13 protein-coding genes are annotated in these 12,077 nt (G+C 31.7%); all 13 read right to left on the bottom strand.

Going from position 1 to position 12,077, the window contains the following annotated elements; genetic code table 11:
• Positions 1-2 precede the first annotated feature (2 nt).
• The 13 genes from ACT3CE_RS16745 to ACT3CE_RS16805 all read right to left on the bottom strand — a co-directional run bounded on the left by ACT3CE_RS16745 (position 3) and on the right by ACT3CE_RS16805 (position 12,036).
• On the bottom strand, positions 3-1,151 hold the full coding sequence (locus tag ACT3CE_RS16745) for a BPL-N domain-containing protein (RefSeq protein ID WP_444710923.1): 1,149 nt from the start codon (positions 1,149-1,151) through the stop codon (positions 3-5).
• A gap of 11 nt (positions 1,152-1,162) precedes the next feature.
• Positions 1,163-1,675: a bifunctional adenosylcobinamide kinase/adenosylcobinamide-phosphate guanylyltransferase gene (locus ACT3CE_RS16750; protein WP_444710924.1), complete on the bottom strand. Its 513-nt coding sequence runs from the start codon at positions 1,673-1,675 to the stop codon at positions 1,163-1,165.
• Positions 1,676-1,763: 88 nt separating this feature from the next.
• Positions 1,764-2,711: an adenosylcobinamide-phosphate synthase CbiB gene (gene cbiB / locus ACT3CE_RS16755; protein WP_444710925.1), complete on the bottom strand. Its 948-nt coding sequence runs from the start codon at positions 2,709-2,711 to the stop codon at positions 1,764-1,766.
• On the bottom strand, positions 2,693-3,718 hold the full coding sequence (locus tag ACT3CE_RS16760) for a pyridoxal phosphate-dependent aminotransferase (RefSeq protein WP_444710926.1): 1,026 nt from the start codon (positions 3,716-3,718) through the stop codon (positions 2,693-2,695). Before ACT3CE_RS16760 ends, cbiB begins: the two co-directional genes overlap by 19 nt.
• Before the next feature lie 147 nt (positions 3,719-3,865).
• Positions 3,866-4,780 (bottom strand): dihydroorotate dehydrogenase, encoded by a 915-nt coding sequence (locus ACT3CE_RS16765; protein ID WP_444710927.1) that lies wholly within the window; start codon positions 4,778-4,780, stop codon positions 3,866-3,868.
• Positions 4,774-5,538 (bottom strand): dihydroorotate dehydrogenase electron transfer subunit, encoded by a 765-nt coding sequence (locus ACT3CE_RS16770; protein ID WP_444710928.1) that lies wholly within the window; start codon positions 5,536-5,538, stop codon positions 4,774-4,776. The genes ACT3CE_RS16765 and ACT3CE_RS16770 overlap by 7 nt, the downstream gene beginning before the upstream one ends.
• 62 nt (positions 5,539-5,600) lie before the next feature.
• The gene (locus ACT3CE_RS16775) at positions 5,601-6,029 is read right to left on the bottom strand and encodes a helix-turn-helix transcriptional regulator (protein ID WP_444710929.1); all 429 of its coding nucleotides are present in this window, start codon (positions 6,027-6,029) and stop codon (positions 5,601-5,603) included.
• 1,009 nt (positions 6,030-7,038) lie between these two features.
• Positions 7,039-7,401 (bottom strand): hypothetical protein, encoded by a 363-nt coding sequence (locus ACT3CE_RS16780; protein WP_444710930.1) that lies wholly within the window; start codon positions 7,399-7,401, stop codon positions 7,039-7,041.
• A gap of 2 nt (positions 7,402-7,403) precedes the next feature.
• Positions 7,404-8,123: a M48 family metallopeptidase gene (locus ACT3CE_RS16785; protein WP_444710931.1), complete on the bottom strand. Its 720-nt coding sequence runs from the start codon at positions 8,121-8,123 to the stop codon at positions 7,404-7,406.
• A gap of 50 nt (positions 8,124-8,173) precedes the next feature.
• Positions 8,174-8,461, bottom strand: a complete 288-nt coding sequence (locus ACT3CE_RS16790; RefSeq protein WP_444710932.1) for a hypothetical protein — start codon at positions 8,459-8,461, stop codon at positions 8,174-8,176.
• A 112-nt stretch (positions 8,462-8,573) separates the two neighbouring features.
• The gene (locus ACT3CE_RS16795) at positions 8,574-9,068 is read right to left on the bottom strand and encodes an RNA polymerase sigma factor (protein ID WP_444710933.1); all 495 of its coding nucleotides are present in this window, start codon (positions 9,066-9,068) and stop codon (positions 8,574-8,576) included.
• A gap of 183 nt (positions 9,069-9,251) precedes the next feature.
• Positions 9,252-10,133: a MerR family transcriptional regulator gene (locus ACT3CE_RS16800; RefSeq protein WP_444710934.1), complete on the bottom strand. Its 882-nt coding sequence runs from the start codon at positions 10,131-10,133 to the stop codon at positions 9,252-9,254.
• 118 nt (positions 10,134-10,251) lie between these two features.
• The gene (locus ACT3CE_RS16805; RefSeq protein WP_444710935.1) at positions 10,252-12,036 is read right to left on the bottom strand and encodes a fasciclin domain-containing protein; all 1,785 of its coding nucleotides are present in this window, start codon (positions 12,034-12,036) and stop codon (positions 10,252-10,254) included.
• Positions 12,037-12,077: the final 41 nt, after the last annotated feature.

Here is a 12,077-nt window from a genome sequence, read left to right on the forward strand (position 1 = left end):
TATTATTTTCTATTTTTCCCAAGAATTATTTTTAGTTTTTGCAAGTTTTCTTTTAATTGAAGCTTACAATCATCGTTTTTCTCATTATTTAAAGCAACTTCCAAATCCGAAATTGCATCTGTTCGTTCCAGCAAAACAAGTGCATCCGAGGCTTTAGCTCTAACATCGGCGTCTTTATCTCGAAGCATTCCTGAAATCCACTTTTTAGAAGACCAGCAAGCCAATTCAATAATTTTGTCAATACCTTCTAATTTTTCCTGTTTATTGCCCGATAAATTTGAATAATATTTCGATTGAAGTTCCTGAATCTCTTTGGTGTATATAATTTCGCTTTTATAGAAATCAGGGCGAACCACAGATTTTGGATAAGAAATTAATTCCGAATTTGTAGTCCAGCGAACAATTCTTGGCAACATCCATCTCATACCAGGTGTACATTCAGGATGACCGACAAAGGAAGCTACTTTTGTATTTTTATAATTAGCACAAACAATAAAAGGTCGATTATTTGTCATGTGTTTTGGACTACCTTCAACTGTGTGTACATCAGATAACATTGTACTGATTTCCATTCCTTTTACTGAGTCTTTGGCAGGAAGTAAAACAGGGCCTTCGTAATATTGACAGTACGAAACACTGCGATTAGCCAATTCGGGAAATATTTTCTTTCCAATCGCATTTAATGAAAATTTCACCAAACCATGTCCCCTGTGATCATGTTCAATATCAGTAGCTTTAAAACCATTAAGTTTTAAACAAGGATAGTCTGGCGTATTCGACATTATATAAGCACCTGCACAAATACCAACAATAGCAATTCCTTTATCTTTAGCAAGTTCTACAATACGGTCCATTCCAATTTCACCCAAACTCTGGGTTTCACTACGACCACTACCACCCGGAAAAACAATGGCATCAAAATCTAAAATATCCTCAGAAAGTATTGTGCTGGCCGAAATAATTTCACAATTAATATTCGGATCAATTTTTAAAGCTTCCATGGCATCGAGAATACACCAGGGACTGTCGCCATTTTTATTAAAAACACCAACTTTTATATGACTTTCCGATTTAATTTCAACTCTCCTACAGGATATTATACCTAGAAATATAAGAGCAGTAAATAATGTGTAATAAATAGATTTAGTCATGATAGCTAAAATTAAAGTGTATTTTTAATGTTGACAGGAATTCCAGAAATTACAAGAGTAACAAGATCAGCTTTTTTAGCAATATACTGATTAATTGACCCCTGAAGATCATTGAAACGATAAGCTAACTTATTTTCCGGACTACCACCCATACCCAATTCATTACTTACTATAATAAGATCACAATTTTGCGAAAACAGTTTGTCTAATTCATCAATGCATTGCTTAAGCGTAAGTTCATCATTATCGCCATTATCAAAAAAGAAGTTGTTTAGCCAAAGAGTAATACAATCAAGTAAAACCATTTTTCCCGAAAAATCATGATTACTCAAAAATTTCTCTTCCTCAATATTACACCATTGATTTCCTCTTCTTTTTTTATGGGCTTCGATTCTTTTGGCGTGATTTTCATCCCAAACTCTGGATGTAGCCAAATAAATGGGATTTTCTGTTTTTGAAAGAACAAAATCTTCGGCAATTTTACTTTTTCCAGATCTTTGTCCGCCTGTTATTAGGTGAATCATCACTTTTCTTCTTAGTGTAAAATAATTATAATTCTAAAGAGGTGAAGTTACAAATTAATACAGCTGTGGTAAATAAAATTTTTCTTTTTTATAACAGTTTATGAAAAGGAAAATTGATGACTATTATAATGAGAATACTTAGCAAACAAACAGAATGATTAATATATACAATGCGTTTAATTTCAGAGTCTTTAATGTCACGATCGTGTTTTCCAATAAAGGGTTTATGTACTGTTTTACCACCATAATTATGAGGCCCACCAAATCTGCAATTTAAAATACCAGCCAAAGCAGCTTCGGGATAACCAGCATTGGGGCTAATATGAGCTTTCCCATATTTAAAAATAAATTGCACCGAGCGAAAACTTAAACTTACACAAGCCATTAAAATAGCAGTAATTCTGGAAGGAATAAAATTGGCAATATCGTCCATTCGCGCAGCAAACCTACCAAACAAAATATACTTTTCGCTTTTGTAGCCAATCATCGAATCCATTGTATTAATCATTTTGTAACACATCATTGCCGGAACACCGCCTAAGGCATAATAAAATAAGGGAGCCACAACACCATCCGATAAATTCTCAGATAAAGTTTCAAAAACAGCCAAACGAATTTCTTTTTCGGATAATTCTGATGTATCACGTCCAACAATCCATGATAATCGCTTTCTTCCAGCCTCTAATCCTTTGCTGTTTAAATGATGAAATACTTCGATTCCTTCCTGTAATAGACTTTTATTAGCAAGCCCGTAAAAAACAAAAACACTGGTAAATGCAATGAATCCAATTTCGTTAATTTCCAGTAAAAATTCAGACAAAAAGAAAAACAGAGAATAAACCATTAGAGCGAGAAAAGAAGCCATAATACAGCCTTTAAGCAATCGAAATTTTCCTTTGTTTAATATTTTATCGAAATAAGCTATGGTATTTCCAAAACCAATAATAGGGTGAGGAAGTTTTCTAGGGTCTCCTAAAATTAGATCTAAAATATAGCCAATTATAAGAGGAAGTATAATTAATTTAATTTGCTCCATTTTTGCAATGCTTCAATTAACAATTGATTTTTTTTATCATCCAGAGTAGCAATCCGAATAAAAGATGAATTTAATCCACGAAAGTTACTTGCATCTCTAACTAGTATCCCAAAATTAGAAATAAGATAATTTTTTAACTCAAAAGATGTGCTTTTTTCTAGTTCGATTAAAAAATAGGAAGTTTTTGAGGTGTGAATTTTTAAACCAGAAATATTATTTAATTTTTCCTGTAATTTTTTCGATGCTGATTTATAGTAGTTTACAGGTGGCAATATTTCACTTTTGTGTTCAATTAAGTATTTTCCAGCCTCAATTGCCAGCGAATTAACCGTCCATGGAGGCTTGTAGAATTCCATATTCTGTACCAATTGCTTATTGGCAAGCAAATATCCCAATCTCAGGCCGGGAATTGCAAAGTTTTTTGTCAAAGATTTTACAATTATCAAATTCTCATAATTATAAATTAAATCTATTGCTGAAGTAATATTATCGGTAAAATCAATATAAGCTTCATCGAGAATAAATTTTACATTTTTATTTGTTTCCAACAGAGATTTTAAAACATTTTTCTTTAAAATCGAACCAGTAGGGTTGTTAGGATTGCATATCCACACCAATTGGGACTTAAATCTTGAACTAGAATTTAACTCATTCCAATTCATAAAATATAGCTCATGATTATTTACAATACACGCATCTTCATACTCAGAAAAAGTAGGAATAATAATTGTAGATGATTGATTTTTAAAGTATTGAGCAATAAGATAAAAGGATTCGGTAGCACCATTGGTAGCCATTACCATACTTTTATCTAATCCTAAATCTTTTGCCAACATTGCAACAAGGCTTTCCGCTGAAGCCTCAGGATACGAATTAATTTTGCTCCAACTGTCTATTAAATGATTCTTTAAAGCCTGAGAATAGCCTCCATACCAAACATTTGTGCTAAAATTAGCTACAATATCGTGTTTAAACTTATATCCGTCGTCTCCGTGTCCGTGTAACATATTTTATATCTGTACTTTATACTGTAATAACAGGCAAATAAATTATATTTACAAAATCGTATAAAATAAAGAGTTTACAAATGTAATTACATTTGTAAACTCATATATTCCTATTAAAGATTTTATTCTTTAATTAAACAAATCTAATTACTGAAATTTTAATCCTCCAATTAAATCATTAATATTCTGTATGTTATGTCTGATCATGTATTCCTCAATACCTTGAACAACCTTTACAGAAATTTGAGGATCGATAAAATTAGCTGTTCCAATTTGAATAGCACTTGCACCCGCAAGTATAAACTCAATGGCATCTTTTGCATTCATTATGCCTCCCAAGCCAACAGCAGGAACTTTAACTGCGTTAAATACCTGCCAAACCATACGCAAAGCTACTGGTTTTACGCAAGGACCCGATAATCCACCAGTAATGGTTGATAACTTAGGAGTTCTTGTTTCGGCATCAATGGCCATACCCAATAGAGTATTAATTAAAGACAACGAATCGGCTCCTTCACCTTCAGCTGTCTTAGCTATTTCAGCAATATCTGTAACATTAGGAGATAACTTTACCATTAAGTGCTTTTTATACACTTTTCGAACCTCTTTAATAACCGAAGCAGCCGAAGCACAGCTTGTTCCAAATGCCATACCACCTTCTTTTACGTTAGGACATGATATATTCAGTTCAATTGCTGGAATCTGTTCTAATTCGTTAATCATAGCAGCAGTTTCTACGTAATCTTCTATGGCAGATCCCGAAACATTTACTAAAATATTGGTATTGTAATGCTTTATTCTTGGGTAAATATCCTTGCAAAAGTTTTCTACACCTTTATTTTGCAATCCAACTGCATTAAGCATACCAGAAGGTGTTTCGGCCATGCGAGGATAAGGGTTTCCTTCGCGATGATGTCTGGTAGTCCCTTTTACGATAATGCCTCCTAAATTGCTTAGATCAATAAAATCTTCGAATTCCTCACCAAAACCAAAGGTTCCGGAAGCAGTCATAACTGGATTTTTTAAGCTTAGATCTTTAAGTTTAACTCCTAAATTTACCATTTCAGATCATTTATATTGAATACCGGTCCTTCGGTACAAGTACATTTATTTCCTGTTTTTGTTTCGGTTACGCAGCACAAACAAGCACCAAAACCGCATGCCATAGTGTTTTCGAGAGATACCTCACAAAAAATATTTTTCTTTTGTGCATAAGCGGCTACAGCTTTCATCATAGGTTCTGGTCCGCAAGTAAAAACATGATCGAATTTTTCTTTTTCAAGAATAGAATGCTGAGTAGGATATCCTTTTTCGCCATAAGTACCATCTTCGGTAGTAGTAAAGACCTCACCATAAGCCTTATAAGCATCTATTTCTATTATGTCTTTAGCTGATCGTACTCCCAAAACTGTAGTTACTTTATTGCCAGCATCTTTTAAATGCTTTGCCAAATAAAGCAAAGGAGCAACGCCACATCCACCGCCAACAAGCAGTGTATTAGAGTTCTTAGGAATAGAATATTGGTTTCCCAAAGGAAAAATGATATTTAGAGTATCACCTTCTACGAGTTCGCCCAATTTTTTCGTGCCTTCTCCAACTTTTTTAATGTAAAGCTTTATTACATTACGATCATAATCAACAAAATGGATTGATAAAGGTCTTCTTAAGAAAGCAGAATTGGAATTTTTAAGCAAAACGTTCACAAATTGTCCGGGATATATTTTAGGTAATGGCTCTAAAGCCTTTACATCCAGCACAAAATGATCTTCATTTAAGTCTTCTTTACGTAGTACTTCAAAGTCTTGTACTAATTTTTTCATGGTGCCTAGAAATATTTTATCTATTTAAAAATAAATTCAGGCAAAGATAATTTAAAAATTGCTTAAGAAGGATTGTATTCTCTAAAAGTTTTGTCCGTATAAAAGACTACAACCTTTTCAATTTGCTTTCCAGGAACAAAGGCATTCATTTCCAGTACCGGATCGGGAGTGCTTTTCGATTTGGAGGTCTCTTTTTTTAATTTAGGTGGGTAATAAGTTGGTGATTCCTCTTCTTTTTGCTCAGGAGCATCTGTTACATCGAATAAAGAGCTATTTTCCTGCTTATACATTTCTCCATTTCCCGTAATTATCCAATCTACATTTATATGAGGGAAGGAATTTATAGTTTTTTGAATAAAATCAAAGCTAGGTTTGTTTCTACCAGACAAAATATGAGAGATACTAGATCTCTGAACTCCAATTTTATCGGCAAATTTCGAAGAAGTTAGGCCTTCGCTATTTATTAATTGAACAATTCGATTTTTAATCATAGTAGAAGTATTTAAAGTCTTTACAGATGTTAACTGATATTAATGTTACAAACATATAAAATAATTTACAAAAAGCAAAATTCAAAGAATTGCAAAAGTTACTTTTGTAATTAACAAGTGTAACAATTGAATTTTTCGTGTAACAAATACTTACTTTACAAATGTCACACAAACTAATCCTTATAAGTATCAATAATCCAGCTATTAGTGAAATTATAGTAATTGTACTTTAATATTGATTCTTTAGATCTCGATTCTTTATTTCGCGTGAAATATCATTATATTATATCTAATACCTATGTATAATAGCAGTATAGCAATGGATTAATTTTGTGAATTGTTAACCTCTTAATTAATTTACAAAAATAATACACTAACTAGAGAGTTATTAAAAATATTTAATAAAGTAATATTGTAGATAATTTGCATAAATATCAAGTAATAAGCGATATATGTATTAAAAGTTTACAATAGACACCTATAATTATTGTTTTATTACATAACTAAACAACCTAGTTAAAGTGTTTCTTTATTTATTTAAGTTAAAATATTGATTATTAGATGTTAATTATGCGATTATAGGTGAAATATTAAACTTGTAACAAAATGATAAATGCAATACAAAGTTAAAATTTACGCTGTCATTAGATACATTAACTATTTACAATGATACATTTATAAATGTAAACTACATAAAAATGGATTAATGTTGTAATCCATATACAAGTTACTTTTGTAATATGTAAATTGAGAACCAATTTACAATACCATATTAAAATTGTAAATTACCTAAGCAGATTTATCCTGTATATTGTGAAATTTACCAGTATTTTGTTTCCATTTTTCACGACTAATGGGCAATTATTTTACAAATATCACTTGCTAAAGAGCTTTAAAACACAAAAAAAAGTGTGAAAGACACATAAATACTGTCTTTCACACTTTTTAAATACTATTTTATTAACTTATATTTTATTGGAATTTAGCCAATAAGAAGCCTATAACTCATTTATTTAGATTTTCTTATTTTAACAAAGCCCATAAATAGAATGTAGACTGAAAATACTACAATTATAATCCTTAAAACTAAGTTCTGGTTAATCTTACTATTACTTAGTAAATCTCTGCTTAAAGCAGGTATCATAAACAGAAGCAATGCAAAAACTAATATTAACATGATAATTGTAAATATTCTCTTTATTTTCTCTTTTATTGCAGATGTTTGTGTCTCTTTTTCCTGATTCTTATTTTTCCTGGGCTTATTCTTATTTGTTATTTTGCTTTTTTTATTATTAAGACTTTTTTTAAGTCTGATTCCTATTAAAAATGCAAATACACTTAAACCAATTATAATATAGGTTTCCTGATTCATTCTTAAATAATATTTATTGAAAATTTCTTTATTTGATTTCGCTTAAACTTTAAATTAGTACAATGTTGTGCCAATAAATCCCAAAATTCTTGTGAATGATTTTTCACCTTAGTATGGCAAAGCTCATGCAATATTACCATATCAGAAAGATCTTCGGGAAGTCGCATTAAATGTAAACTTAAATTAATTTTGTTCTCATGAGTACATGATCCCCAACGGCTTTTTGTGTTTTTGATTTGTACCGAAGTATATTTAAAGTTGTGCAGTTTAGCAAGATATTCTATTCTTTTTGGAAGATAATATTTCGCTTCTCTTCGTAATGTTTCAATAATAGAATTTCTTACAAATTCCTGAAATTTTTCATTTTCGACACTAATTTGCTTAGGGTATGTAATTTGCAAAATACCATTTGATAAACGAGAAATACAGGACTTTACATTTCCCGAATTAATCTTTAATTGATGATATTTAGTTTGAAATAAAGTCTCCTGATTAAATATCGTTTTTCGACTTTCCTTTAAGTCATTTTTGTATTTATTTTTTTTAATCCACTCTTTGTTTGAGATGGCAAAATCGATAGCTTCCTGATAAGAAACTCCGGGAGGTAGATTAATCCAGATTCCTTTGTTTGGGGCCATACGAATAGATAAACGCTTGAATCGTTTGTTGCTTCTGAAGCTAATATCTCCTATATTTTCAAGTCTTACTATTTTTTCGGGCATAAAAAAAGCTTTGCTAAATGCAAAGCTATTAAAATATCTTTTTCAGAAAATTATTTTTCTTTGATTAAAGCACTTAATCTGCTAAATGATTCATCAACATTCTTAATCAAGTCAGCAAAAATAGCTTTGTAATGAGCTTTCACCATTTTAGGATTATTTTTTCCATCAGGGTGATTAACACGTGCAATCAGGCCGTTTCTGCCAATAATTGTATCTCTTACAATTTCCAATACCTGATCTTGTTTTTCAGGGTGTAAATAATTGTAATTGTAACAATCCGAAATAACTACAAAACAAAGATAATCGATATCCTTTTTTAAGCGTCTTCTACTAGCCATCTGTTTATTTTTAATTTAGTAATACGAGAATAATTCCCTAGTTTGCTACAAAGGTAATAAACCCCGATTAATTATCGTTTAAAAATGAGCAGGAATTAAACCGACTCTTCTTTTATGCATAATCAACTAATTGTTCTGTTAGTATTTTACGTCCCTGAAAAATTCGGCTTTTAATAGTGCCAATGGGTAATTTAGAATGTTCCGCAATTTCTTTGTATTTAAAGCCCTCTAAAAACATTTTAAAAGGACCTTTAAGGTAATCATCCAAACACTCTAATTTTTTTAATATATCTTTATAATTATGCTGAGAATGAGGGTTTTCAAAACTTACATTAACTTTACCTAAGTTACTATTTGTTTCCTGAGCAATCCATTCTCTTTGCTTTATTTTTTTTCTGTATGCATTAATAAACAAATTCTTCATAATAGTATAAAGCCAGGCTTTCAAATTATTATGATTTAATTTTGTCTTGTTAACAAATGCTTTTAAAACCGTTTCCTGAAAAAGATCCAAGGAATCTTCCCTATTACTTGTTAATTTGTATGCATATACTTTAAGTTGCTCTTCTAAATTAACGATAGTATTGTTAAATTCTATTGTAGTCATGATGATATCTTTTTTGGTTTGTCTAATAAATATACAAAAACATTAAACAAAAGTCAATTCCATAAACTGTTCGCGTACAATAAATAAGGATTATTCTAAATAAGAAAACTCCGCATCAGCCTGTTATATTGACCTTTATGCGAAGTGTATTTGTTTGTATAAATAAGAGTACTTTGTCTTTTTCTATAATAAGTGTAAAAGTTCCTTTAGTTTTTCAGGCGAAGTGATTAATTTAAAGCGCTTAGGTATAATTACACTTTTCTGCTTTAATTGTAAACCTGTTACCAATACTTTAATATCCGAAAAAGCTTTATCTAAATTCAATAGATATGAATTTAGATCATCTAATTTCATTGGTGAAATAAAAGAGCTTATGATATAATTAGGTTGGTAAGTTTGCACAGCAGTAATTAGATCTTTAAAAGGTAAATCCTGTCCTAAATATAAACTGTGAAATCCATTTTTACGAAGAATATAATTGTAAAAAAGAACTCCGGCTTCATGCAATTCTCCTTCTTTAAGATAAAGTATAACCTTTGGTGCATTAACAAGAGCTTTTCCTGATAAGGAATTAATGGATGCGAATAATTTTTGCCGGATAAGATTAGAAATAAAATGTTCCTGTGCCGGGTTTATGGAACCAACCTGCCAGAGCACTCCTACTCTTTCGAAAAAAGGAAAAAGAACCGATGTTATTGTAGCTTCCATTCCACTCTCTAAAATGGACTTTGTTAATACAGACTCAAATAATTCCTCATTAAAATTAATCGTTGCCAAGGTTAATTTTTCGATATGAAAACCAATATTTTTATCGGATCGGGATATTTCTAAAATTTTTGCTTCCAAATCTAAACTACTGAGTTTAGCCAGTTGAGATATTTTAATGCCTGTTGAATTTAGCATCGATATATTTAACAGTTTTCGCAAATCATTATCGGAATACAACCTAATATTTGTTTCGGTTCTTTCGGGATGAATTACACCATACCTTCTCTCCCATATTCTGATAGTATGAGCCTTTACACCTGTAATTTTTTCGAGGTCTTTTATGGAATATTTGCTCATATCAAAATTGATTAGTGTGGGAAATATATGTTAACTTAGGTTTAACTATTGCTAAATCTAAACAAAAAAAATAAAACCTGCATTCTGGCAGCAGGTTTTATTGCACTATAATTATTGATTATTCAGGTAATAATACCTTATCGATTACATGAATAACACCGTTTGTACCCTGAACATCAGTAGCTACTACGTTTGTGTTGGTATTAATAACTACACCTGAACTTGTATCTATATTAAGATCATTAGTTTCGTTCAGAGTTGGAACCATGCCAGTTGTTACATCTTCGGCTCTAACATTTCCTGATACTACATGATATAGTAAGATTGGGCTTAATGTTTCAGCACTTAAGTCTTCGATTCCATTAACACCAAGTTCTACAAATAAAGCTTCAAAAGCAGCATCAGTTGGAGCAAAAATTGTAAATGGTCCATCATCACTTAAAGCCCCTGCTAAATCGGCTTTAACTACTGCTGCAACAAGGTGCTCAAAACTAGCATTTGCTATTGCAATTTCCACAACATTAGGAGGTAAAAGAACTTTATCAACAATGTGAATAACTCCATTAAAAGCCTCAATATCAGCAGTGGTTACCATTGTTTCTTTGTTCAAGTAAACACCATCTTCATTATTTAAATAAAGGGTTACAGGATCCATATCAGGACTATTGGTTGCTAAAGTTTCTACGTAACCAGTATTAATATCAGCAGCCATAACTTTTGAAGCCAGCACATGATATAGTAAAATTTGAGTAAGATCTTCGGCTGAAACATCATCTATTCCCGAAATTCCCAAATCTGTAAATAAATCCTGAAAGGCCTGATTCGTTGGTGCAAACACAGTAAACATTCCTTCTCCATCAAGAGTTTCAACTAGCTCGGCTTTATCTAAAGCAGCAACAAGACTTGTGAAATCGCTATTCGCTGATGCAATATCTGCAATAGATTGTTGCTCTTCCTCTGCATTAGGAATTAATACTTTATCTATAACATGAACAACACCGTTTGTACCCTGAACATCAGTAGCTATAACATTAGTTGATCCGTTTAAAACAACACCACTTTCTGCATCAATTTCAATATCAGCTTCAGTATTTAATGTTGGAACGCTTCCTGTACTTACGTCGGCAGCACGCACATTACCCGAAACAACATGGTAGGTAAGAATTGGCACTAGATCTTCAGCTGTTAAATCATCGATTCCAGAAATTCCCAATTCGTCGAATAAACTTTCGAAAGCTGCATCTGTTGGTGCAAAAATTGTAAATGGTCCTTCTGCTTTAAGAGCACTTGCTAAATCTGCTTTTAAAACAGCATCAACAAGGTGAGTAAATGAAGCGTTGGCAATAGCTATATCAACAACATCTGGCGGAAGTAATACATTATCAATAATATGAATTACGCCATTACTTGCCATAACATCAGCTGAGGTAACATTAGTACTCGAATTAAGCTGCACACCATTATCTAGACTAACTAAAAGGTTAATTGGAAAATCTCCAGGAGTAAAAGTGCTAAGCGTCTCCACATAGCCATCGGTAAGTGTATTAGATTTTGCCTCTACACCTAAAACGTGGTATAAAAGAATTGGAGTAAGAGCTTCAGCACTCAAGTCATCTAAACCTGAAACTCCAAGATCTGTGAATAATTGCTGGAAAGCTGCATTCGTAGGACCGAAAACTGTAAATGGTCCATTTCCATTAAGTGCTCCTACTAAATCGGCCTTTGTTAAAGCAGCAGCAAGAATTGAAAAATCACTATTACCAACAACAATATCTACGATATTTTCTTCCATAGGCATTGGCTGTGGTAAATCATCATCATCATCTTCACATGAAAAGCTAATTGTCGATGCGACTAAAAGGAGTATAAGTCCCAAACTAAATTTGTAATTCCTGAATTTCATATCTTTATATTTTATGGTTCAAACAGGAAACAAACTTCAAT

Source organism: Marinifilum sp. RC60d5, assembly GCF_052400665.1.
In the GTDB taxonomy this organism is placed as follows: Bacteria; Bacteroidota; Bacteroidia; order Bacteroidales; family Marinifilaceae; genus JBQTGK01.